The 24,476-nt window shown below is 41.0% G+C and carries 24 protein-coding genes; 21 read left to right on the forward strand and 3 right to left on the reverse strand.

Annotated elements, in window-relative coordinates:
* The first annotated feature begins 50 nt into the window (after positions 1–50).
* The 8 genes from F0226_RS05625 to rmf all read left to right on the forward strand — a co-directional run bounded on the left by F0226_RS05625 (position 51) and on the right by rmf (position 13,886).
* Positions 51–4,904, forward strand: coding sequence for an NAD-glutamate dehydrogenase (locus F0226_RS05625; RefSeq protein ID WP_171734734.1), 4,854 nt, complete (start codon positions 51–53; stop codon positions 4,902–4,904).
* 403 nt (positions 4,905–5,307) lie between these two features.
* Entirely contained in the window at positions 5,308–6,318 is a 1,011-nt protein-coding gene (pyrD, locus tag F0226_RS05630) for a quinone-dependent dihydroorotate dehydrogenase (RefSeq protein WP_171734735.1), read from the forward strand.
* A gap of 205 nt (positions 6,319–6,523) precedes the next feature.
* On the forward strand, positions 6,524–7,069 hold the full coding sequence (locus tag F0226_RS05635) for a cell division protein ZapC (protein WP_171734736.1): 546 nt from the start codon (positions 6,524–6,526) through the stop codon (positions 7,067–7,069).
* Between the two features lie 507 nt (positions 7,070–7,576).
* On the forward strand, positions 7,577–9,697 hold the full coding sequence (gene rlmKL / locus F0226_RS05640; protein WP_171734737.1) for a bifunctional 23S rRNA (guanine(2069)-N(7))-methyltransferase RlmK/23S rRNA (guanine(2445)-N(2))-methyltransferase RlmL: 2,121 nt from the start codon (positions 7,577–7,579) through the stop codon (positions 9,695–9,697).
* A gap of 35 nt (positions 9,698–9,732) precedes the next feature.
* Positions 9,733–9,975 (forward strand): glutaredoxin family protein, encoded by a 243-nt coding sequence (locus F0226_RS05645; protein WP_171734738.1) that lies wholly within the window; start codon positions 9,733–9,735, stop codon positions 9,973–9,975.
* Positions 9,953–11,869 (forward strand): ABC transporter ATP-binding protein, encoded by a 1,917-nt coding sequence (locus F0226_RS05650; RefSeq protein WP_171734739.1) that lies wholly within the window; start codon positions 9,953–9,955, stop codon positions 11,867–11,869. Before F0226_RS05645 ends, F0226_RS05650 begins: the two co-directional genes overlap by 23 nt.
* Positions 11,870–11,875: 6 nt before the next feature.
* Positions 11,876–13,567 carry a DUF3466 family protein gene (locus tag F0226_RS05655; RefSeq protein WP_171734740.1) on the forward strand — a complete coding sequence of 564 codons (1,692 nt, stop codon included), beginning with the start codon at positions 11,876–11,878 and terminating at the stop codon, positions 13,565–13,567.
* A 145-nt stretch (positions 13,568–13,712) separates the two neighbouring features.
* Positions 13,713–13,886 (forward strand): ribosome modulation factor, encoded by a 174-nt coding sequence (gene rmf / locus F0226_RS05660; RefSeq protein WP_137373251.1) that lies wholly within the window; start codon positions 13,713–13,715, stop codon positions 13,884–13,886.
* A gap of 123 nt (positions 13,887–14,009) precedes the next feature.
* Here the strand turns inward: rmf and fabA are convergent, their stop codons facing one another.
* Both fabA and F0226_RS05670 read right to left on the reverse strand, forming a co-directional pair.
* Entirely contained in the window at positions 14,010–14,525 is a 516-nt protein-coding gene (gene fabA, locus F0226_RS05665) for a bifunctional 3-hydroxydecanoyl-ACP dehydratase/trans-2-decenoyl-ACP isomerase (RefSeq protein ID WP_137373250.1), read from the reverse strand.
* Positions 14,526–14,610: 85 nt separating this feature from the next.
* Positions 14,611–16,260: a Lon protease family protein gene (locus tag F0226_RS05670; RefSeq protein ID WP_171734741.1), complete on the reverse strand. Its 1,650-nt coding sequence runs from the start codon at positions 16,258–16,260 to the stop codon at positions 14,611–14,613.
* A 188-nt stretch (positions 16,261–16,448) separates the two neighbouring features.
* Between F0226_RS05670 and matP the strand changes: the two genes are divergently transcribed.
* The 4 genes from matP (at position 16,449) to F0226_RS05685 (ending at position 19,009) form a co-directional block, all read left to right on the forward strand.
* The gene (gene matP, locus F0226_RS05675) at positions 16,449–16,898 is read left to right on the forward strand and encodes a macrodomain Ter protein MatP (RefSeq protein WP_171734742.1); all 450 of its coding nucleotides are present in this window, start codon (positions 16,449–16,451) and stop codon (positions 16,896–16,898) included.
* A gap of 15 nt (positions 16,899–16,913) precedes the next feature.
* Positions 16,914–17,222: a DUF3634 family protein gene (locus tag F0226_RS05680; RefSeq protein ID WP_171734743.1), complete on the forward strand. Its 309-nt coding sequence runs from the start codon at positions 16,914–16,916 to the stop codon at positions 17,220–17,222.
* Positions 17,223–17,344: 122 nt separating this feature from the next.
* Positions 17,345–17,656: a hypothetical protein gene (locus tag F0226_RS22515; RefSeq protein WP_253820775.1), complete on the forward strand. Its 312-nt coding sequence runs from the start codon at positions 17,345–17,347 to the stop codon at positions 17,654–17,656.
* Positions 17,657–17,788: 132 nt separating this feature from the next.
* Positions 17,789–19,009 carry an HDOD domain-containing protein gene (locus F0226_RS05685; protein WP_171734844.1) on the forward strand — a complete coding sequence of 407 codons (1,221 nt, stop codon included), beginning with the start codon at positions 17,789–17,791 and terminating at the stop codon, positions 19,007–19,009.
* A 261-nt stretch (positions 19,010–19,270) separates the two neighbouring features.
* Here F0226_RS05685 and F0226_RS05690 read toward each other — a convergent pair whose 3' ends face one another.
* Positions 19,271–19,534, reverse strand: a complete 264-nt coding sequence (locus tag F0226_RS05690) for a transcriptional regulator (protein ID WP_171734744.1) — start codon at positions 19,532–19,534, stop codon at positions 19,271–19,273.
* Between the two features lie 143 nt (positions 19,535–19,677).
* Here F0226_RS05690 and F0226_RS05695 point away from each other — a divergent pair, with 143 nt between their 5' ends.
* The 9 genes from F0226_RS05695 to F0226_RS05735 all read left to right on the forward strand — a co-directional run bounded on the left by F0226_RS05695 (position 19,678) and on the right by F0226_RS05735 (position 24,397).
* Complete coding sequence (locus F0226_RS05695) at positions 19,678–19,863, forward strand: hypothetical protein (protein ID WP_171734745.1); 186 nt, start codon at positions 19,678–19,680, stop codon at positions 19,861–19,863.
* A complete protein-coding gene (locus F0226_RS05700; RefSeq protein ID WP_171734746.1) occupies positions 19,860–20,273 on the forward strand; it encodes a hypothetical protein in 414 nt (137 codons plus the stop codon). The genes F0226_RS05695 and F0226_RS05700 overlap by 4 nt, the downstream gene beginning before the upstream one ends.
* Complete coding sequence (locus F0226_RS05705; RefSeq protein ID WP_171734747.1) at positions 20,270–20,560, forward strand: DUF3850 domain-containing protein; 291 nt, start codon at positions 20,270–20,272, stop codon at positions 20,558–20,560. The genes F0226_RS05700 and F0226_RS05705 overlap by 4 nt, the downstream gene beginning before the upstream one ends.
* A complete protein-coding gene (locus tag F0226_RS05710) occupies positions 20,557–20,745 on the forward strand; it encodes a hypothetical protein (RefSeq protein WP_171734748.1) in 189 nt (62 codons plus the stop codon). Before F0226_RS05705 ends, F0226_RS05710 begins: the two co-directional genes overlap by 4 nt.
* Entirely contained in the window at positions 20,742–22,529 is a 1,788-nt protein-coding gene (locus F0226_RS05715; RefSeq protein WP_171734749.1) for a hypothetical protein, read from the forward strand. Before F0226_RS05710 ends, F0226_RS05715 begins: the two co-directional genes overlap by 4 nt.
* Positions 22,530–22,597: 68 nt before the next feature.
* Positions 22,598–22,780, forward strand: coding sequence for a hypothetical protein (locus F0226_RS05720; RefSeq protein ID WP_171734750.1), 183 nt, complete (start codon positions 22,598–22,600; stop codon positions 22,778–22,780).
* A complete protein-coding gene (locus F0226_RS05725; protein WP_253820776.1) occupies positions 22,755–23,234 on the forward strand; it encodes a hypothetical protein in 480 nt (159 codons plus the stop codon). The genes F0226_RS05720 and F0226_RS05725 overlap by 26 nt, the downstream gene beginning before the upstream one ends.
* Positions 23,227–23,703, forward strand: a complete 477-nt coding sequence (locus F0226_RS05730; protein WP_171734751.1) for a hypothetical protein — start codon at positions 23,227–23,229, stop codon at positions 23,701–23,703. The genes F0226_RS05725 and F0226_RS05730 overlap by 8 nt, the downstream gene beginning before the upstream one ends.
* Complete coding sequence (locus F0226_RS05735) at positions 23,675–24,397, forward strand: hypothetical protein (protein WP_171734752.1); 723 nt, start codon at positions 23,675–23,677, stop codon at positions 24,395–24,397. The genes F0226_RS05730 and F0226_RS05735 overlap by 29 nt, the downstream gene beginning before the upstream one ends.
* The last annotated feature ends 79 nt before the right edge of the window (positions 24,398–24,476 follow it).

Here is a 24,476-nt window from a genome sequence, read left to right on the forward strand (position 1 = left end):
GTGGGTGATCCCCCTATAATAAAATACAATAAAAATTGTGGAGTGTGACTATGACCGCACGTGAAACTGTGGTTCCAGTTTTACTTGAAAAAGTGTACAAACTGATTCAAGACAAACTTGACCTTGCTCATCGACCTCTAGTAACGCAACTTGCTCAACATTTGTTCAGCAATGTTTCTCATGATGATTTAATCCAGAGAAACGAATCAGATTTATATGGTGCTGTAGTCAGTTTATGGCACCACATCAATGAAAAAAAAGCCGACGACATTTCTGTTCGAGTCTTTAATCCGGCAGTCAGCAGACAGGGTTGGCAATCAACTCATACCATTGTTGAGATTGTTGTTCCAGACAGCCCGTTCCTTGTAGACTCTGTCAAAATGGCATTGACCCGCCTTGACCTTTCTTCTCACCTTATGCTTCATAACCCAACACAAATACTGCGCTCTGATAAAGGAGAAGTAATTGGTGTCAGCCGCGATGAAGGTGTCTTCCAATCATTGTTCCATATCGAAGTTGACCGTCTAAGCAGCAAAGCTGAAATGACAGCACTTAAAACAGAACTACTGGATATATTTACAGATGCCAGTTTAGTTGTGAATGATTGGTTACTGATGGTTGAAAAGCTTGAAGAAGTCACCAACCAAGTTGAAGCTCAAAAAGAGACGATTCCAGTTGATGGTCAACGTTTTGAGGAAACATTAGAATTTTTACGTTGGTTAGGCGAACACAACTTTACATTCATGGGTTACAAAGAATATAACCTTGTATCTATTGATGGTGATACTGAGCTTCAACCGACTAAAGATAAAGGCTTAGGTCTATTTGCCAATGATGAACGCGTACGTAGTACGAAACTGTCTGAGTTTTCAGATTCAGCTCGCCTTGAAGCTAAGAAGCCTTACGTATTAATTGTGACGAAAGGCAATACAGCATCACGAATTCATAGACCAGCTTATACCGATTACATTGGAATTAAGAAGTTTGATAAAAAAGGCAAAGTAATTGGTGAGCATCGCTTTACTGGTCTTTACACTTCTGCGGTATATAACCAAACGGTAGAAAGCATCCCATTAGTTCGTGAAAAGGTTGAGCGAATTTTGGAAGCAAGTGGCTACCGAAATGGCTCATACTCATATAAAGCACTCCACAATATTCTTGAAAACTACCCGCGTGATGAGCTACTTCAAGCTCGTGAAGAAGAACTTCTAGAAGTCGGCACTGGCGTAGTTCAAATGCAAGATCGTGATTTACTTCGTTTGTTCGTAAGAAGAGATCCTTTTGGTCGCTTTTTCAGCTGTATGGTTTATGTCACAAAAGATCGTTACAACACAGAGCTTCGCCGCCAAACTCAGCGAATCCTTAAGCAATACTTTGGTTGTGAGCAAGAAGTCGAATTTACCACTTACTTTTCAGAAAGCCCTCTAGCAAGAACGCATTACATCGTCCGTGTTGATAACAACAACATGGATGTCGACGTTAAGACAATTGAGCAGAATTTAATGGAAGTATCTTCATCTTGGGATGATCGTTTATCAGAATCTATTGTTGCGAACTTCGGTGAAAGTAAAGGTTTACCATTGTCTAAAGAATATATGCGTGCATTCCCACGTTCATATAAAGAAGACATGATGCCAGGTTCAGCGGTTGCAGACATTGAACGTCTAGAAGCTCTTACAGAAGACGATAAACTTGGGATGCTTTTCTACCGCCCTCAAGAAGAGGCAGCGGACTCTAAAGCTGTTAAATTAAAACTGTTTTACCATAGTGATGAGCCAATTCACTTATCAGACGTCATGCCGATGTTAGAGAACCTTGGCTTGCGTGTAATTGGTGAATCTCCTTATGAAGTACGTAAAACCAATGGTGTTACTTACTGGATATTAGATTTCTCAATGCTTCATAAGAGTGAGAAGACGGTTGATTTACGTGAAGCTCGTGATTTATTCCAACAAGCATTTGCGGCAATTTGGGCTGGTGAATTAGAAAGTGATGGCTTCAACCGTTTAGTGCTAGGCGCAGCACTATCTGGACGTGAAATTTCAATTCTTCGTGCTTACGCTCGTTACATGCGTCAAGTTGGTTTCCCATTTAGTCAGCAATACATTGAAGATACACTGTCTCATTATCCTGAATTAGCTAAAGGGCTGGTGGCATTATTTGAGAAACGATTTGATCCAAAACTGAAAGGCAGTAAAAAAGGTCAAGCTGATCTGATCAAGAAGATCACTGAGCAATTAGATCATGTTGAAAGCTTAGATGATGATCGTATCATTCGCCGTTATATGGAAATGATCAGCGCAACTTTACGTACAAACTACTATCAGTTAGACGCTAATAAGCAGTTCAAGCCTTGGCTAGCGCTGAAAATGAAACCAAGCGAGATTCCTGATATCCCAGCTCCAGTTCCTGCATTTGAAATTTTTGTTTATGCACCTGACATTGAAGGTGTGCATTTACGAGGCGGGAAAGTTGCTCGTGGTGGTTTACGTTGGTCAGATCGCCAAGAAGATTTCCGTACAGAAATCCTAGGCCTGGTGAAAGCGCAACAAGTTAAGAACACTGTTATTGTTCCTGTGGGTGCGAAAGGCGGTTTCGTTTGTAAACGTCAGCACACCATGACAGGGCGAGATGAAATCTTCGCTGAAGGTCAACGTTGTTACAAACGTTTCATTCGAGCATTACTGGATGTTTCGGATAACATTATCGAAGGGGAAGTGATTCCACCTAAGAGTGTTGTTCGTCATGATGAAGACGACCCATACCTAGTAGTTGCAGCAGATAAAGGTACGGCTACGTTCTCAGATTTAGCTAACTCTGTTTCAGATGAATACAATTTCTGGCTAGGTGATGCTTTTGCTTCAGGTGGCTCAAATGGTTATGACCATAAAGCAATGGGTATTACTGCTAAAGGTGGTTGGGAATCCGTTAAGCGTCACTTCCGAGAAATGAACATTAACTGCCAAACCACAGACTTTACTGCTATTGGTGTTGGTGATATGGCTGGCGATGTGTTTGGTAATGGTATGTTGCTTTCTAAGCATATCCGACTCCAAGCTGCATTTAACCACATGCACATTTTCATTGACCCTAATCCAGAGTCAGCCCCAAGCTGGGAAGAGCGTGATCGCTTGTTCAAGCTACCTCGCTCTAGTTGGGAAGATTACAATAAAGATCTAATCTCGCAGGGTGGTGGTATTTTCTCTCGTCGAGCTAAGTCAATTGCTCTAACTCCTGAAATTCAGAAGATGCTTGGTACAAAGAAAGCGTCTATGGCACCGAATGATTTGATCAAAATGATCTTATCAATGCAGGTCGATCTTCTTTGGAATGGCGGCATTGGTACTTACGTTAAATCATCGAAAGAAACGCATACTGATGTTGGTGACCGCGCGAATGATGTTCTGCGAATTGACGGGCGAGATCTAAAGGCAAAAGTTGTTGGTGAAGGCGGTAACTTGGGTATGACTCAGCTGGGTCGTATCGAATATGCACTGACAGGCGGACGCGTTAATACCGACTTTGTTGATAACGTTGGTGGTGTAGATTGTTCAGATAATGAAGTGAACATCAAAATCTTCCTTAATGGACTGGTTTCAAACGGCGATCTTACCGTTAAGCAACGTAATCAAATCCTAGAATCGATGGAAGATGAAGTCGGTGTGATTGTTTTAGATGATGCCTACTGCCAAGCGGAATCAATTTCTGTGACTGAACACCAAGGCGTTGGTTTAGTTAAAGAACAAGTACGATTCATTCACACTATGGAAAAAGCAGGGTATTTAGATCGTGGTCTAGAATACATTCCTGATGATGAAACCCTTCTAGAACGAGAAAAACTAGGGCAGGCATTAACTCGACCTGAGTTGTCTGTATTAGTGGCTTACGGGAAAATGGTTCTGAAAGAAGATCTAGTTTGTGATGAAATCGCTAACGATGAGTTCCATGCTCAGCAACTTACTCAGTACTTCCCAACAGCGTTACGACGTAACTATTCAGAACATATGGATAACCACCCGTTACGCTCTGAAATTATCGCGACAGCATTAGCTAACCAAATGGTTAATGAAATGGGCTGTAACTTTGTGACTCGATTACAAGAAGAAACAGGCGCTGATATTGTTGATATCGCTAATGCCTATGCCGCTTCTCGTGAAATCTATGGATTTGGTCAAGTTCTTAAAGATATTCGAGAGTTAGATAATGTTGCGACATATGGTGCTCAATACGAATTGATATTCCATGTACGACGTACAATGAGAAGGCTAACTCGTTGGTTATTAAGAAACCGTACAGGGAAACAATCAGTAAAAGCGTTAGTAGAGCTGTATCAAGGTGATGTTCATGCAATAACTGAAACACTGGATGAAATGCTGGTGGAATCAGAAGTTCAAGAACATAACGCCATTGCTCAAGTTTGGATTGAGCAGGGTGTTGGTGAGAAATTGGCTAACTTTGTAGCTCGTTTGTCTAGTCTTTACTCAGCACTGGATATATCCACAGTATCCCGTGAAACAGGTAAAAACATCCAACAAGCCTCTAAACTGTACTTCAATTTAGGCGACAGACTATCTCTGCATTGGTTCTTAAAACAAATTAATGGTCAAGCGGTGGATAACAACTGGCAAGCACTGGCAAGAGCTGCCTTTAGAGAAGACTTAGATTGGCAACAACGTCAATTAACGGGTCAGGTTCTCAACTGTGGCTGTGCGAGTGACTTTGATGTGATTAAAGCATTAGACGAATGGATGGAAAGTAACTCTATTTCATTACATCGCTGGGAAAGTATTTTAAATGAGTTCAAAGTGGGTTCTGTTCATGAATTCGCTAAGTTCTCAGTTGCCTTGCGTGAATTGATGTTACTTAACTTAAACTGTTCAGCAAGTTCAGAGAAAATAAGTTAAACGCATTTACATTTACATTTACAGTTACTAAAGACTAAAGACTAAAGACTAAAGACTAAAGACTTAGAGCTTAGGTTTAAACATATAATAATTGAGACAAGGATAGGGTAGCTAAACGCTACTTTACCTTGTCTTTTTTGTATCTAAACTTTCGAGAAAACATTTTTCGAATAAATGTAAACGTTTGCTCGATGAGCGTTATTTACAATTGAGCTCTAAGGTTCGTATCTACACCCTTGTATGCAGGCTTCTAAGTGGAAGAAAGCAGACTTGATTGTTAGAAATCAAATACTCGGGTGATTTTTGAAATAAATAGGGTATAAATGGCTATTAAGTTTGTATTGTTCATGAATTAAGTAAATAATACCGCCCCGTTCACACGGGTTTTTCTATCGGAGGCACAATGCTTTACCGTCTAGCCAGAACTGGCTTTTTCCAACTTGATGCCGAAAAGGCACATGATCTTGCGATTCAAAATTTCAAACGCTTTACTGGCACACCTATTGATCTTTTGTACCGTCAACAACTACCTAATCGACCTGTAGAGTGCATGGGTCTCACTTTTAAAAACCCTGTTGGTTTAGCTGCCGGCTTAGATAAAAACGGCGAGTGTATTGACGCATTTGGCGCAATGGGTTTCGGTTTTGTTGAAGTAGGTACGGTTACACCTCGTCCACAAGCCGGTAATGATAAGCCACGTTTATTCCGTTTGGTTGAAGCTGAAGGCATTATTAACCGAATGGGCTTTAATAATCTAGGTGTCGATAACTTAATCGAAAATGTTAAGAAGTCGAATTATGATGGCGTTCTTGGCATTAACATTGGTAAAAATAAAGATACGCCAATAGAGAAGGGTGCAGAAGATTATATTATCTGTATGGATAAAGTGTATCAGTACGCTGGTTACATCGCGGTAAATATTTCTTCTCCAAACACTCCAGGGCTACGTTCACTTCAGTATGGTGAAGCTTTGGATGAACTTCTTGCTGAGTTAAAAATTAAGCAATCAGAATTAGAGCAGAAACACGGTAAGTACGTTCCATTAGCTCTGAAGATCGCTCCGGATCTTAGTGATGATGAGATCTGCCAAATTTGTGAGTCGTTGATCAAAAATAAGATCGACGGTGTGATCGCAACGAACACAACTTTAGATCGTAGCATTGTAGAAGGCATGAAACATTGCAATGAAGCGGGTGGGTTAAGTGGACGTCCTGTTCAAACACGAAGCACTGAAGTCGTTCGTCGTTTACATGAAGAGTTAGGCGATGCCTTACCGATTATTGGTGTAGGCGGTGTAGATTCTTATGTCGCGGCTAAAGAAAAAATGATGGCTGGTGCTAAGCTAGTACAGGTTTACTCTGGCTTTATTTATAAAGGTCCGGGCTTAGTACGTGACATCGTTAAGAACCTATAGTGACTTTGTTGAAAATCTATAGCAAAAAGCTACAAACGGTAAGTAAGTTATAAGATACAGTGTAACTATCTGACTTTTAGCCGATTTACATAAAGAAGAGGAATTCATTTCCTCTTTTTTTTTGCCTGTTCAACAGTAAAATTACTGCAATGGAAGGTAATTAAGCGTTTTACCTAATGGATTATTAACTAGTGTGAGACGAGCAATGCTTAAACCCAGCGATACATGGAATTGGTACTATGATGAACAGCTACGTTCATTGATGCTAGATCTAGGACAAGATATGGTTTTCAAAACTAATCTAGTTAAGAAAACGCTGGTGGATTGCGCCTTCAAACACAACGAATTCACCGTTGATGATGCCTCTTCATACCAAACCTTCAAAGAGCAAATTAGTGGTTTAGAACTTTCAGAACCTCGCCAAGCAGAGCTTGCTCTTTATTGTGTTGCCGCTAAACGGTTCCACAAGCCAGTACAGCCTAAAAGTTGGTTCTTCGACCAGCAGAGCAGCGCTTATTGCGACCCTGTAGAAGGCGATATCGTTAGATTGAATAATGAATATAGCTTGGGCTACTTTATTATTTTAGAAGTGGGGGATTCATCAAGCCTCTGTGCTTCTGTGGACTTAGACGAGTTTAACTTGTCACCTTCTAAGGTATTGAAATTTGGTGACTCTATTAAGGTCATGCATGACAGAATGGTTTGTGCAAACATGATTCTTCACTCAGCTCCAATCGCTCTTGTTGGTTAATATCCCTTAAACAACATTTAGCTTTCTTCTCAGTCTTACCCCAAATAGATTTATCCTACCTCTATCGGCTTATATGCCGATTTTTTTATTCAAATTTTAATCAATACAGCAGAGTTATACCCAAATTTTGGGATGTATGTTGTACGACACAAAATTTATCTGAATTGATTTTTCCTATTTATGAGCCTTACATTCGTGAATAATTAAAAATTATTCCCCATTACTAGCCATTATGTCACTGAATTACATGTTTATTTTCAATTGGTATAGTCCAATTTTGGTGTGAATATATATTCACTTGTTAGGTTGGCTTAAAAATGAGCTAGTGATGACGATGAAAGGAAGTATGAGTGGACGGTTTCTGGTAGAAGCGCTATGGCATGGAGTCTAGGCTGGTTAATCGGTGAGCATTCATTTGGAATATTGCGCTAAAAGAAGTGTTTAGTGTGACGCTTAACTCAGAAACTCAGGTATAATCGGGTTCATTTTTATCAATAAAAGAACACTATGAATCAATATCTAGCGGTTACCTCAAACGGTCTTGAGAATTTATTAGTTGAAGAACTAACCCAACTAGGCATTACCAATGCAAAACCTGTTCAGGCAGGTGTTAAATTCAAAGCAACTAATGAGCAAATCTATCGTTGTTGTTTGTGGAGTCGTTTGGCTTCTCGATTTGTACGTGTTTTGTCTGAATTCACTTGTCAAGATGACATGGACCTCTACCTTTCAACGTCAGCTGTCAATTGGGTGAATCAATTCCATAGCTCTAAGCGATTTGTTGTTGATTTCAATGGTACAAACCATGAAATCCGTAATAGCCAATACGGTGCAATGAAAGTTAAAGATGCCGTTGTTGACTGTTTTGAGAAGAAATCTTTACCGCGTCCTTCAATCAGCAAAGAAAGCCCTGATATCCGTATTCACGTTCGTCTTCATAAAGATAAAGCGATTCTAGGCGTAGATATGGTTGGTAGCGGTTTGCACCAACGTGGCTATCGTCCAGAGTCTGGTCGTGCTCCTCTGCGTGAAACGCTTGCAGCAGCAATTTTGTTACGCAGTGGCTGGGATGCAACGAAACCTTTCCTAGACCCAATGTGTGGTTCAGGTACTTTGGTTATTGAAGCTGCGATGATGGCTGCAAATATGGCACCTGGTGTTAAACGCCAGAAATGGTGCTTTGAGTCTTTAGAAGATTTTGATCCCGAACTTTGGGCTGAAGTGAAAGCTGAAGCGAATGTTCAAGGTAGACGTGGTGTTAAAAAGGTAGAATGCAAATTCTATGGTTATGACAACGATGCTCGTATGATCCAAACCGCTCGCGATAATGCACGTAGAGCTGGGGTTGAAGAACTTATTGATTTTGAAGTAGGAGATGCTGCTCTTTTGAAGCGTCCTACAACTTTTGATAATGGTGTTATCGTCTCTAATCCTCCTTATGGTGAGCGTCTTGGAACAGAGCCTGGCTTAATTGCTCTATACACTGCATTTGGTGCACAACTTAAATCAGAATTTGGTGGCTGTAACGCTTCTATATTCTCTAGCTCTGACGAACTGCTGAGTTGTTTACGCATGCGCGCAGATAAGCAGTTCAAGCTAAATAACGGTGCGTTACCTTGTCACCAGAAAAACTACTCAATTTCAGACCGCCCAATGTCTGATCGTCCAACAGAGCAACAAGAACAATTGATTGCTCCTGATTTTGCTAATCGTTTAAAGAAGAATATTGGAAAAATCGGTAAGTGGGCTAAAAAAGAGAAGCTAGAGTGCTACCGCATTTATGATGCCGACCTTCCTGAATACAACGTAGCTATTGATGTATACCCTGGACATCTTGTGATCCAAGAATATGCCGCGCCAAAAGATATTCCGGAAGAAAAAGCAAAACGTCGTTTAACCGATATTATTCGTGCAGCAATTCAAGTAACAGGTGTTGAAGCGAACAATGTTGTGCTTAAAGTGCGCCAGAAACAGAAAGGTCGCTCTCAATACCAAAAACTGTCTCAAGACTCTTCAAAAATGGAAGTGAATGAGTACGGCGTTAAATTGATCGTTAACCTTCACGATTATCTAGATACTGGTTTGTTCCTAGATCATAAACTGACTCGTCGCCGCCTTGGTGAAATGTCAGCAGGAAAGGATTTTTTAAATCTATTTGCTTACACAGGTAGTGCGACAGTTCATGCTGCAGTTGGTGGCGCTCGCTCTACAACAACGGTTGATATGTCGAACACTTATTTAGAGTGGGCTAAAGAGAACATGTCTTTGAATGGTCGAGTAGGTCGTCAGCACCAATTTGAACAAGCAGATTGCCTGCAGTGGCTTACCAACGCTAAAGGTGAATATGATTTGATCTTTATTGATCCGCCAACATTCTCTAATTCAAAGCGTATGGATCAAACCTTTGATGTTCAGCGTGATCATATCCAATTGATGGAAAACCTAAAAAGACTCCTAAGAGAAGGAGGGACTATTGTTTTCTCAAACAACAAGCGCCAATTTAAAATGGATCTTGAAGGTTTAGAATCATTAGGTTTAAAGGCGGAGAATATCTCCTCTAAGACTTTACCTTTAGATTTCTCTCGAAATAAACATATTCATAATTGCTGGTTAATTACACATAAGTAATTAGCTCAATTAGTTAGACAGTAAGGACAGTTAAAGTGCTGACACTATACAGTACTGAAGGGTGCCATCTTTGTGAGATGGCATTTGAATTGACGGAACAACTTAGCATTAGTCACCAGGTAGAAGTAATAGACATTGCATTTGATGATGCTTTGTTTTCTCGTTACGGGGTAACGATACCGGTACTGAAATTTCAAGAATCAGAACTGAATTGGCCATTTGGCCTTCAAGAACTTAACGATTGGTTAAACAATAATGGCATTACTGACAATACATAACGGGCAACTTGCCTTTGGTGATCACCCACTACTTGATCGTGCTGACTTCGCTCTACAAGAAAACGAGCGAGTTTGTCTGGTTGGACGTAATGGTGCAGGTAAATCAACGTTAATGAAGATCTTATCTGGCAATATCATCATGGATGACGGCAAGATGCAGATCACTCAAGATGTTGTTGTTTCTCGTTTAGAGCAAGATCCACCTCGAAATGAACAAGGTACGGTTTATGAATATGTATCAGGTGGATTGGCTGAAGTAGGTGAGCTTTTAAAGGAATACCATAATTTACTGGATATTATTGGTGAAGATCCAAGTGAGAAGAACTTAAACCGTTTGACTCGAGTTCAAGAAAAACTTGATAACGCTAATGCTTGGCGTTTTGAAGATCGAGTTAGTAATGTACTTGCGGCATTAAAGTTGACGGCGAATACAAAATTGACAGAGCTTTCTGGTGGTTGGCAACGTAAAGCGGCTTTAGCTCGTGCACTTGTTTGTGACCCGGATGTTTTGCTTCTTGATGAGCCGACAAACCACCTTGATGTAGCAACCATCGAATGGCTTGAGACATTCCTTAAAGATTTTCGTGGTTCCATTATCTTTATTTCCCACGACCGTGCTTTCATTAAATCTATGGCAACGCGAATCGTTGACCTTGACCGTGGAAAGTTAAGCTCTTTCCCTGGTGATTATGAAAATTACCTTCTGGATAAAGAAGAAGCTTTGCGTGTCGAAGAAATGCAAAATGCTGAGTTTGATAAAAAATTAGCTCAAGAAGAAGTGTGGATTCGTCAAGGCATCAAAGCTCGTCGTACTCGTAATGAAGGTCGCGTACGTGCTCTTAAGAAATTACGAGATGAACGCCAAAGCCGCCGTGAAGTTCAGGGCAAAGCGAATATTCAAATTGATACGTCATCACGTTCTGGCAAAATCGTATTTGAAGCAGAAAACCTCAACTTTGCGTTCGAAGGTAAAACTATTGTTACTGATTTCAGTTTCAATATCATGCGTGGTGACCGTATAGCGCTGATTGGTCCAAACGGTTGTGGTAAGAGTACCGTTCTTAAGCTGCTTCTTGATCAGCTTAAACCTGATTCAGGGCGACTGCACTGTGGTACTAAGTTAGAGGTTGCGTATTTTGACCAATATCGTGAGATCCTTGACCCTGAAAAATCGGTAATTGATAACCTAGCTGATGGTAAACAAGAAGTCACTGTTGGTGGTCGTGAACGTCATGCTCTTAGTTATCTTCAAGATTTCCTATTTTCACCTAAGCGAGCTAGAACTCCAGTAAAAGCTTTGTCTGGTGGTGAAAAGAACCGTTTACTACTTGCACGAATTTTCCTTAAATCAAACAACTTATTGATTCTTGATGAGCCAACCAATGATTTAGATATCGAAACATTGGAACTTTTAGAAGATTTACTTGCCAACTATGAGGGTACGTTACTTCTTGTAAGTCACGATCGTCAGTTTGTTGATAACACGGTGATGACAAGTTGGATATTTGAAGGAAATGGTGTCGTGGAAGAGTTTGTAGGCGGCTACCATGATGCTCAACAACAAAGAGCGCAAGCTCTTCAGTACCGAGAGGTTGAAAAGCCAGCAAAGGTAGAAAAAGTTGTTGAGGAAACTCCCAAAACCGTATCACCACAAGTTAAAACGAAGAAGCTATCCTATAAGCTGCAAAGAGAGCTTGAAGCATTACCTGCGCGTTTAGAGGAATTGGAAACAGAAATAGAAGCTTTACAGGTAGAGGTTAATGACCCAGACTTTTTCGTAAAATCTGTAGAGCAAACTAAACCTATCTTAGACAAGCTCTCTGCAACTGAGCATGAGCTGGAAGTCGCTTTTGAGCGTTGGGAAGAGCTCGAAGCACTACAACAGGAAAGTTAAGAATTAATGAGTTGTACAAAATTTAAATTAACCACAGTTGCTGCTTTAGTTTTAGCAGCAACTCAAGCCAGTGCAGCACTTTATGATGTTGTTGAAGTAACGCCTACAGGGTTAACTACTGAAGCGACTGAATATTTTGGTGTTGCTGTCATACCGCAAGATATCGATAAATCTACAGCTACACCAGATGAGTTATTAGGTTGCTTCGGCTCGACAGCTTGTTCTGAAAGTACTTATCCAATTGCAGTCGAATCTCGAGTATCTATTGAAGGCGTTAGTTATCGTGAAGAAGTTCCTTTCGCAATGGACAACCGCTTCTACTATCTAGAAGATTACGATAATTTTGAAGATTACTGTGTAGGTCTACTTGAGTATTCAACTTGTGAGGGTTGGAGTACTCAGCGTTGGAATACTTGGCAATTAGAACAAGACATGTCCTATGTAAATGCAGAAGCATTTATTGAAGGAAAGGGTAAAGTTGGCACTTATAATACTGTTATTAACTCGATTGATGAGTTATCTCAGCCAGTTGGTGTGCAATCTGATGGTTCAAATATCAGAAATAATGCGATTACAACAGCTCCAGTAACAACTACTACTGAATCTCGAGCGTGGGACTCTGTAACGGTAGATGGCAAATTGTTTAACGTTGGTAGTATCTCTACTGATGTCACTAATGACTATGGAAATTACTTTTCGTCAAAAGCTGCTATCTGGAATTCTGATAGCACAACGCCAGTATTATCTGAATGGGGAACCAGCGTTGTAGAGATCAGAGGTGATTATATAGCTCAAGGCAGCATGCGAGCTATCACTTATGATAGTGCTAGTGGGAAACTATATGGTGCCGGATACAACGCTAACTATGACAGTAATGATCTTCAAGATATGAATGCTAGTGTATTTGTAATTGATACTGCATTAACAAGCATAGAACCTTTAACTATTTCAGGTCCTCAGGTTGATTCCAATGGTGACTATAAATACACAAATAGCGTAGCAACTGACATTAATAGTAACTTATTGGTTGTTGGTCACGCAAAACGCCGCATAGCAGAAGAAGGAACTCTTGATAATAAAATATTTGTCTCTCAAGTAACTTCTAGTAATAACTCAGCATCTCTACCTACAGGTACGTTCCTAACAGGCGGTATTTTCTTCTCAGGCGCTGGTGGCAACGCTCGCTCGGTTAACAACTTCAATGAAATTGTTGGGCAAATAGATGCTGAGTCGAGCCGTGAAGTTGATGGTAAAGAACGTCGTCATAGAGGGTTTATATATCCTTATGCGACGACCGGTACCGAATCTACACGCAGCACAATCTTTAAAGATCAAGCTTGGTGGTTAGATGACCTAACTAATGACGGTGATGTGGCAGGGAACAACAATAAGTACCGTATTTTTGATGCTACAGACATTAATGATGCTGGTGTGATTTCAGCTACTGCCTTTAAGTGTACTGTTAATGGTGCAGAACAAGCATACGACACAACGTCACATAATGCAGAATGTCAGTTTGGTAGTGGCGGTGTTGAAGAAATCGTTGCGGTTAAACTTATCCCACGAAGTGGTGCTGTAGCGGATGATATTATTGCACGTAGTACAGACGCTGCAAAAGTAGAAAGGTCTGGTGCTGGCTTTGGCTTACTTTCTATATCACTTTTGGGCTTTTTAGCATTCCGTAGAAAGTTCAAATAATTTAATACTATTTAGCACAAGTTCACGGTTTTGAACTTGTGCATTTTTTTATCTTGAGAAAATTAAGTTAATGGTCAATCTTTAAAGTTGGAGCAAAAAACTCCATCGTTGTACGAAAAAATTAATACCGTATGAGGACTGCACTATGAAGAGACAAAAACGTGATCGCTTAGAACGAGCACAATCTCAAGGCTATAAAGCTGGCTTAAATGGAAGATCTCAAGAAGATTGCCCTTATAATCAAATGGAATCGAGGTCTAATTGGCTAGGTGGTTGGCGAGATGCTAGAGATGATAAGCAGGCAGGTCTCTACAAATAACATGATTTAAATAAGGCTTCTATCACGAAGCCTTATTTAAAAACACCTAACGCACTATAACTAAATATTTCTAAACAAAATTAAAGGCAGCCTTATAAACTACCTTTAATTACATAATATATCTTAGAAAGCAGAGGTATCTTGGAATAATCCTACTTTCAAATCTTTAGCTACATAAATTTCTTTGCCATCAACAAGAACACGACCATCTGCTAGTCCCATTACTAATCGACGATTAACAACACGCTTCATGTGAATCTCATACGTTACTTTTTTGGCTGTTGGCAAGATTTGACCAGTAAACTTAACTTCACCTACACCAAGTGCACGTCCTTTGCCTTTACCGCCAACCCAACCTAAGTAGAAGCCCACTAATTGCCACATTGCATCAAGCCCTAAACAGCCAGGCATTACAGGGTCACCAGGGAAGTGACAATCAAAGAACCAAAGGTCAGGAGTAATATCCAATTCCGCTAGAATTAGACCTTTACCGAAATCTCCCTCAGTTTCAGACATTTTAGTAATACGATCCATCATCAGCATATTTGGTGCTGGTAGTTGTGGACCTTCCGGCCAAAGCTCACCTTGGCTAGATGCTAATAGGTCTTCACGAGTGTAAGAATCAGGTTTATTTTGCATTATCAATTACTCCAATTTTTGATAGGTGCATCTTAGTGAACAGGTGTACGCCAAACAAGTCCGATGAGTACTAGACAAACCAGTACTACGAAAATAGAAGCTTAATACGTTCCACGAATCCAGGCGGGTGCTCATGTCTTTCAAAGTTTTCAATACGCTCTGCGATTTTACTCAGAACGTTTTCTTCATTCTCATCTCTAAATGGTTTATTCATTATTAGAGGTATCGCTTCATCAACGTTAGATACAGACCAAATATTAAATAGCCCATTTTTGATGTTTTCAACTACTTCATCTTTTAAAGCGAGATGTTTTAAGTTTGAAGTCGGTAAAATCACACCTTGGTTTCCAGTAAAACCTTGGTGCTTACAGACATTATAGAAGCCTTCAATTTTTTCATTTAAACCCCCAACAGCTTGTACGCGACCGAATTGATCCACTGCACCAGTAACAGCAATTTGCTGATTAATCGGGTATTCAGATAGGGCGCTCACCAGTGAGCAGAGTTCTGCTAGAGACGCACTGTCACCATCAACTTCACTATAAGATTGCTCAAATACGATGGAAGCGGAATAAGGGAGCGGGTCTTCTAAATTGAGCGAGCTACTTACAAATGCTTGCATAATCATCATGCCTTTAGCATGCAAATTACCGCCAAGCTCGGCCTTGCGTTCCACATCAGTAATATCTCCATCTCCGAAGTGAATCACGCATGAAATACGAGCAGGTTCACCGTAAGAGACTGGGTGACCAGGAACATCGATAACAGTCAGAGCATTAACTTGACCTACTTGCTCGCCATCGGTTTCGATAATGACTTGCCCATCGAGAATATCATCAACAGCTCTTTCTGGAAGGTATGACTCTCTGAAGTATTTATGCTCTAAAGCTTGAGTAATGTGCTCCGGAGTGATCTCTTGATTTTCTGATTCAATTGCAGCTTCACTCAATAATGAGTTATGCCAAATTGGGCAAAGAGGAACATAGTTCTGATCTTCCGTTTCTCTGGCTCCTGCCGACATGATAGAAATAACAGTCTCACTGGAAAAGTTAGGGAGATTAAAACGCACTTTTAGCCAGTTTAAGTAACCTAAATATTCTACAAAGCTTTGCTCAGTTAACTTTAAATCTTGCTCAATTTCACTGAATAAACAGAAACCTGTTTGTACATCACTATCAAGAAAGTCTAAGTCACCTAATTGCACTCGCTCTCCAACGACAATCAGTTTTACGTTATAAGTTCGAGATGTACTGACAGATGTTATGTGATCACTATTACTATTTAGGTCTTCAATAGCTTCGCCGAGTAGAGCAGATTTCAGAAGTAACCAGCAACCTGGGTTTGCGAGGATCAAGTTAGCTGAAATGATTAAATAACCATTTTCAGCCCTTGTAAGCAACCCTGTTCGGTGGGCGATTACTTCATTATCTTTGACTTCAACTTGATCAAATAGGCTTTCAACTTTAAGTGATTCAGTTCTAATTACGGGGTTAGTCTTATCAAACGAACATACAGATAGAGACTCTGAAACTAACTGGCGATAAATTGAATTATCAGGAGCATTAACTAAGAGAACTTTAGATAGATTAGAAAGGCATTCAAACCTTCTAAGTGCTTGCTGAAAGCGCTTTTGAATATCTAAAAAAGAGTATGGGGTAATCTTAGAGAACTGTTCCAGCTGAGAACTAAATTGATCGTATTGAGGTGTTACATTTCGCCAGTCTACTTGAGTCATCGATAATTCAAAAAAAGATAAAGAGGTAAGGAGTATATAGAAAAAGTATTGGGGCTAATAGATGAATATTGAAGCTGCATTCAATATAGTAAAAATAAACATGATGTTAGTCTGCTTTTTATCCACATTGATTGTGAAAATAGGCAATATGGGTTACGCTGTCACCATGATTCAAGTTGGAAAATAGTATGAAATATCAGCAGTTAGAAAATTTAGAATGTGGCTGGAAATGGCAGTATTTAGTCAAGAAATGGAAGGATGGGGTAGAAATTACACAACACATCGATAGCAGTGAGGCTAAAAATGCAGTTGATGAATTACTAAAACTAGAGCACCAACCTACAGGCGTTCTTGAATGGATTAAAGACAATATGTCTGCTGATCTGGATAACAAACTTAAACAAGCTATAAGAGCAAAACGTAAAAGACACTTTAACGCCGAGCAAGTACACACTAAGAAGAAATCAATAGACTTAGATTACAGGGTTTGGGAAAAACTATCTCAGCGTGCTAATGAACTAGGTTGTACTTTATCTGACGCCATTGAGTACTTAGTAAGCGAAGCTTCACGCAGTGAAAAAGCAAGTAAAACCGTTACTAGTTTAAAAGAAGACTTAAGTAAATTATTAGAAGATTAGAAGATTAGGTGATTTATGATGTATGTAATTCTAGTAGGCGCTATTTTAATATTATGGCTTGTTCTAATTGACAGACCTGCACTTAAGATATGGTTTAGAGAGGGGATAATTGAAAAATCAAAAGGGCACTTACCACCTTCTTTTAAACATAATGTTGTTGAGATTGGGCGAATCACACCATTCACTGGAGAGTTGAAGGTGTATTCAAAACGTTCTGGATATCAATTGAAGTTTACTAAAACAGTGCCTAAAGCCGTTCAACAACGGATCCGAAATGTTTTTCCTCATAATGGTTTTAAATCGAAAGGCACTAAGAAGGCTTAAGCCTTTATCAACAACTTCATTTCAGTTTTGATCTATATGTATCTAATAGTTAGCTCGTTAGCCTGATTTATCATAAACATAGTCACATACTTTCACTTTATTTTTATGGAAATTAAAGACTAATGAAAGCATTCTATATATTCTTATTTATGATATCACCAGCACTTGCTGACGATTCTCAGGTCAACCCGATCGCAAAAAAAATTAAATCCCAAATAGTTAAAAAATTGGACAATTCCTCTATAGATTATAAAGGTTTTTGTGATGTAACTATAGAAATGAGGCACTCAGATACGCGAGCTAAAGTGCATAGAGTAAGAACTTCTGGAGATAGAAAGTTGTGCAATTTTGCCAAAAAGACAGTCAAAGTTGGGAAAACATATAAGTATAAATTCCCTGAAAAGTTTATTCGATTACACATCACTCCCACTTGATGCACTATAACTAAATTATTTTCAAAAGAAACATACGGTAAACCGTGAAACAAAAACTAAATTACATTAATATATCAGTAATATAAATGTGTATCGATGGATACACACTACATCATGATAAAGGGAAATAGGTTGCTTTTAACAAATAGACATTACACACCTGAAGCAATTGAAATTACTAGGAAAATAACAGAACAAGTCCAGCACAGGTTCGATCAATGGCTAATTAGCCCTAAGTATTCAGTTAAACATGATGATGTAGACTTACTATTAAGCTTAGAAGGGCGTTATTGCGAAGATGTGATTTTTGACGAAGCCGACCGAATTACTCGAAATCAAAGAATTTTACTTCTATGCGAGCAAGAGCGGGTGACTGCAAAAAATGAAAAAATTGCGGCAAAGCAGAAAACATTGAAAAGTGTCATTGAAGACGTCAGCTCAACGGCTGAAGACATGTTATGTGCTAAATTTGATTCCACATTAGTGAGTTCATTGTATACACATTTACCTGATTTTAGTTTCTTTGCATCTTGCGCATATTCTCCATCACTAAGCTTTACTAAATTAAACACTTTAGCTGAATCTAGCCGACAACTAAGTTCTAGCTTAATCGAATTCGTTTCAAACCCTCAGTTTAGTGAAAAGTTCGGAAAAAAACCTAGATTAATATCTGACCCAAAAGTAGCTATTGGATTACTTGGCATAGAAAATTGCCGTATGTTATTTCCAGTGATAATGTCGCAATCAATGCTTAAATGGTCTGATGAAAATACGAAACACATAGCTCCAAAAGCCTGGCAACATCTTGTAGTTACTTCTGCCGCAACCAGATTAAGGCTTCAAGAGACAGTCGCTAAAGAGGCTGATGTAGGCATTCTTTTAGGTGTGTTAAGAATTATACCTCTATTTTTAATTTGTAATCACTTCACTCAAGTATTTGAAGACGCATTAGTTAGCACGATGATGAAGTATAGAGAGGCTATTGATCAGCGAGAAAAGTACTACGCTTGCTCAGAAGTTATGCCAAATCTAGAGTTCTTGACAGCTGTCATTCACAGAACAGAATTAAAGATAGCCAAAAAACTAGTTGAACATATAGATTGGGATGCGAATAGCTCTTACATCCAACAAGCATTACTAGAAGATATTGATGATATTCCAATTTCTGAGCGGAGCGTTTACGGGGCAGCTTTAGCTCAAGCAAGAGCTTTTTCAATTCATGATTCACTTGAAAATAGTCAAATCTTTAACGTAAAACACAAACCATACTGGTTCGCAAACGTTCAGATGTCCAATTCCTCGATAGCTAAAGTAAAAAGCCTTACGCCTGGGAAGCTTACATTACAAATGTGATTAAAAACCCTCATTTCAAGCTTACAAAATCGCTTGTGTGACCTTGTCACATAAGCGATTTTTGTATCTAACTGGTGGTAGTTTATTTAGCTAAATCGATAGTTATAGAAAGCTAAGCGCGCTAACTATAGACAATATGTGTTAGGGCTATCAAAGACTTATGAAACGATTTATCAATGTTTTGCTAAAACTTACCAGATGTTAATTACCTATACCTCAGTGCGCATTATGTATAACAGGGTAAATAAATAAAAGAGAGTTTTAGGCAGGAGCACCAGCTTGTAAGGCATTGATTAGGCGGGTGTTTTTGTATTTATCATCAAGTAAACCGAACACTACTTTTTGATCATCCATCTCAAGTAAATCAGCGACTTGAAACGCAACTTCCCAATCCATAGAACACACTTCAGCGCGCCAGTTCGCAAGGCGACCAGTGCCAATCCCCAGTTTTTTAGCCAATTTGTAGTCCGAACTCAGTTCGTACTTGGCTTTAACTCGGTTCAAAAGTGCATTTGTGTAATTCATCCGTGAATGCTCGAAAAATCGACAGTTGTTAAATTATAGAGGTTTAACCCCTTAATTTCATTAGCTCAGGTGATTTGAGTGCTTAAAAATCTTCCGCTATGGTTTCCGTGTTCAAAAAAGAAACAGCTTGCGGAGGCTATTACATGGAACACGTTACTAACCCAATTCACTTACCTTGTCCTGATATGGCAGGGTGTTCAAACCCAGACCCTAAACTGACTCAAAACTCTCTCGATATGGTTGCGAAGTTACGCGCCGAATTCAAAGGACGTTTCAAGAAGAAAGCGAAACCTTTCATCCCTGCCAGACTTGGTGGGGGTGCCGCATGAAATTAGCCGAACATGAAACTCAAGAAACGCACTTTAAGGCGTTATCAAAGGCTTATCGCACTGGTTCAATTGCTGGTATTTCCCACCACTACGGCGCTCTAAGGTTTTTAGCAGGTCACAACCATGCACTTCAATGCGCCATGATGATTGAAGAAAACAAATTTAGAAAGAATGAAGCAGAATTTATCCAAATCTTGCCCGATTCATATAGCGCGTTTTGTGTTGCGTCAGTATCTAAAAGGCAGTTACCGTTATTTAATGCAATTAATCGCAACAACCGAATCCAAAAATCTAAAAAGCCGTCATTAAGAAAGCAATTACGCGATGCTCATAATCTAGAATCCCGCAAGCAACAAGAGGATGCGCCCGCACAGGGCGTTGAATCTCAGCTTGTAGGAGGTGCGTTATGATACTTCATCAAGTGAAAATACAATCTGAGTACCTTGATTCTATCATTGACGGTAAAAAGACTTTCGAAATTAGAAAAAATGACCGTGGTTATAGATTGGGTGACAGAGTTCGAATGTCCGATGGTAAGCGTTATTTAATCGTTCATATTAAATACATTTCCGATTTCGAACAGAAAGAGAATTTCATCGTTTTCGCCTTTGATTGGATTCAAGGTGGACTCGAAGATATCCGCAAGCAACAAGAGGATGCGCCCGCAAAGGGCGCTGAATCTAAGGCTGACGTATGAGTCTAGATGCCTTGGGTTTATTTCTATTTGGTGCATTTGCATTTCTTATGGGTAAAGACCATAACCCTAAAACCTTTGATTTTTCACTGAACGATTCAGGCGCATTGATTCTTGCCGTTTGGTCGTTAGTTGGTTGCTTTGGTTTTATCTTTAATTGGATTGAGATTGGAGGTGGTCACCAATGAACCACCTTTACAAAGCGCATGACCCTCAGCCAGTTGGGGACTCGTTGAGTCCTCAAGATGTCGGTTATTGTGCGGCAGTCGTCCAAAATAACCAGAAAACACAAGAAAACATCGCCGCTCTCGAAAGCGGCTTTTTTGGGAGTGTTGATAATTCTTGGCTAGAAAGTGAGCGTTCAAAGCTTAAAGCACAGGAGCAAATTCACTTTCATCAGTCGAAAGAAAATGCCGACATTTGGGAGTTGGTTCAGGCTAAAAAGTTAACGTTAATCACACCGGAGTATTTTGAAAACTCGGGGAAAATGGGTGATATACCTAGGCGCGAAGCGCACGCCATTGGCGTGAAAGACATAGGCTTGTCAAAGGGCGCAAAAGTCCGACAAGGGAAAAGTCGCAAACAGATTGACCGTTTAATCACGCGTTCTCGCAAGTGTCAGCCTCGCCATAAGTCGCAAAGCACTTGTGCGGAAAACCATGACGTGATGTACAACAACGCGCCAAGCGCCAAAGAGAAAGGAAAATCTCGCGCTTTCTTGATGCACCGACCATGGTCTGAACAAATCAAGATGCAAATGATTTACCAGCCGCGCCCAAGTGAAGCACCAAGCGCCAATGATGGTGAGCGTTATACCGAAAAACTGACCTCAAGAGCCGTTCGCAAGATTTTCGAATCGGGTGCGTATGTCGCGGCATGTCATGGCGGGTTTAAAACCTTTTTGACCCTGACTTTTGATGACGTGCAGCGTGACCGAATCTTTTCCGGTGAGATTACCCTCGGCGCTGAAGTCTCGCGCTTTCTGGATGGGGCGAAAAAGCTCTTTCAACGCGGGTTTACTGCCACCGTTCGCAGCAAACAAGACAACCATTCTCAGCAAAATATTGATGAATGCGAACACATGGAAATCATCGAAGGCAGCGCCGCGCCATTTCATTACATTTGGGTAGCAGAATGCCCAATGAATGAGGACGGTGAACCCAATCCCCATGTCCATATTTTATTGGATTGGGCGGTTGATAGAAGCGTATTTGATACGTGGGCGCAGCGCCTTGAAAATATCTGGGGGCATGGCTTTGCCAATCTGCAGCGCATCAAATTACCCAAAGCGGCGGGTTCGTACTTAATCAAAGCGGTCGGCTACGCGGCGAAAGGTGAAAATGCCAATCAAGGGCTGATTCGTGGCAATCGTTACAACATTGCGCAATGCTCGCGCGCTCCACAGTGGGAAGTACTCGCCGCCTTTGATGCCGACAACATGGCAGCCATTATTAAAGAATGTGGCTACCGTTTGGAACGCTGGCGCAAACCGCTAGAAAAACAGGTGCGCCGCAAGCAATTTAAGCGTGACGAAGCCATTCGAGCCAGTGCCATAGCGAAAGACAAAACCTCACAGAAATTCAAATTACAGCGACTTATCAAAACACTTGATAGTGAAATCCGCGACTACAAAAAACAAATCCAAAGCCGTGGGGTATTTGCCCGGACGGATAACACGTTTTCAATCTGTTTTGAGGGCGACACTGCCAAAGAAAAAATGGATGAGTTTTTATTGTGGGCGCATGGCGCGCGCGATTGGTCAATGAACACCGACGATGTTGAGCTGGGCGACCTACGCGCCGCCGCCATCATGAAATATGACGCGGAATACCAGCGTTTTCTCTATAGCCGCGCCAATTGGCAATCCCAAATTCACCAAGAATTGCCACCACAACATGATGATTTAGACGCATTGAAAAGCCACCATTTAGAGCTGGTCGAACACTATTACATCACCAAAAAACACGATTAACCCCACTTGGGGCTTGCTTGCACGGATTTTAAAAACACTCAATTTAGGCTAGGAAAAGGAAAACCAACATGGAAAAAGCAACACAGATTACCGAACAGCTTGAGAAAGAAGTCGAAACCGCGTCAAAGAACCCGTTCGCAAGCAAAATCATGTCTCCACTGCGTTTGTTCTTGGTGTGGATGAAACTCAACAATCAGCGAATGGCGGAATTAGAACGCCAATTCAATGAGCGTTTGCAGCATGGCGAGTAAAAACCCTGTTAAAGGGTTTATTCGTTGTCACATGCCGGACTGTGGCGCAATCGCCACGGTTCACGCCGTGGGTGAACATCGAATCGTCACCGAAGGTAGCCCGCCCAAAAACAAACGTAATACGGGGCGACTCTATTACAACTGTCCTTGCTGCGGCTTTCAGCAAGGTAAAGGCGCGACTTTCCAAGCGCATATTGAAAGCAACATGAAACCGACCAAAGCCGAGCTTAAACCGCTTGAAGCCTTGCCGAACAAGGAAACACAAAGCGACCCTGTAACGCCAGTTAAACCAGAATCGAAACCGTTAGATAAGCCGCCAGTTGTGGCTAATGACAATCCGCCCGAGCCTTTAAAAACAAGGCTTGAAGCGGCTAAACCTTACTTTTATGGATTGCTCGCACTGATTGGGCTTTTCTTGATACTCAATAAAAAGGACACCTCCGCACATGGATAAACCAGACAACACCGAGCTTGAAGCTGAAAACCAAGCCGTTCACACCGTCGCCGCGAACGATGACAATTATAACGCCGCGTTTGATGATTTAGACGCTATGGATAAACAAACCCAAGGCACTGAAGCCGCCAATGATGATGAAGCCGAGCCGCCAGTCGATAGCGCCGCCGTAGTCGGAATGGTCGGCATGGGCTTATTCATGTCGGAGCAATTCATTTCCGGCTCGGCGGGCGTGGAATTTACCTTTGATGAGAAAGCCAAAGAGAAGTTCTTAGAATCCAGTGGACCACTGATTGAAAAGTACGGCTTAACGTGGCTTACGTGGTTTGAGAACTACAAAGAAGAAATCATGTTTGGTGTCGCGGCGGTTGGTCTTGGCTATTCCGGTATTAACAGCATTAAACGACTTCAAGCCCTACAGGAAAAGGAGGCGGCGAACGATGCCGAAACAGAAAAAGCCGCCGCTTAGATTACCCATGCCAGTTAACAGCAACACGGCATTAAACGCCGAGCATGTTGTCTACATTGGCACAACGGGCAGCGGGAAAACCACCGCGGTTAAGAAGCTAGGATTGATTCCCAAGAAAAGCCAAGTGGCGTTCTTTGACCCGTATCAGAACTACGCAGGCACAACCTTTCAAGGTCAGAAAGTAAAAGCGTTCACCGAGTTTGGCGCGTTCGCTCGCGCCTTAGTGGCGGCGCGTAAAAAAAGAACGGGCTTTAAGCTGGCGCTGGTTAAGGAAGCCAACGCCGAAAACCTCGAAGTCTTTGCCTCTATCGTGTGGAGCTGCGGCGATGGAAACAAACCGCCGCTGTATGTCGCCATTGAAGAGCTTGCCAGCACCGTGGAAACCACGGGCAAACTGAAAGGCAAATCGGGCGAGCTGTGGCGCGGTGGTCGCCAGTTTGGGCTAATCGTTCATTCGATGTTCCAGCGAACGCAAGAAGTACCCAAAACCGTGAGCAGCCAATCACCGACTTGGTGGGTGGGCGGCTTGTCTTCCATGGCAGACGCCACCTATATCGCCAAACAAAAGGAGCATGATATAAGCGAATTAGTGGCACTTAAAACCGCTAAAACCAATAACGGCGTGGCTCAATACGTGCTGTTTCGGGATGGGATTGGCAACATCGAACGCGGTGAAATCAATTGTAATCCTTAGCTCAAAGCCTAATAGGTTAAACCCCAAGCCTATTAGGTTAACCCCTCTGTTTAATTTTCTTATTTCCTCCAACACTGAA

Origin of the sequence: Vibrio sp. 99-70-13A1, assembly GCF_013114625.1 — a bacterium.
In the GTDB taxonomy this organism is placed as follows: domain Bacteria; phylum Pseudomonadota; class Gammaproteobacteria; order Enterobacterales; family Vibrionaceae; genus Vibrio.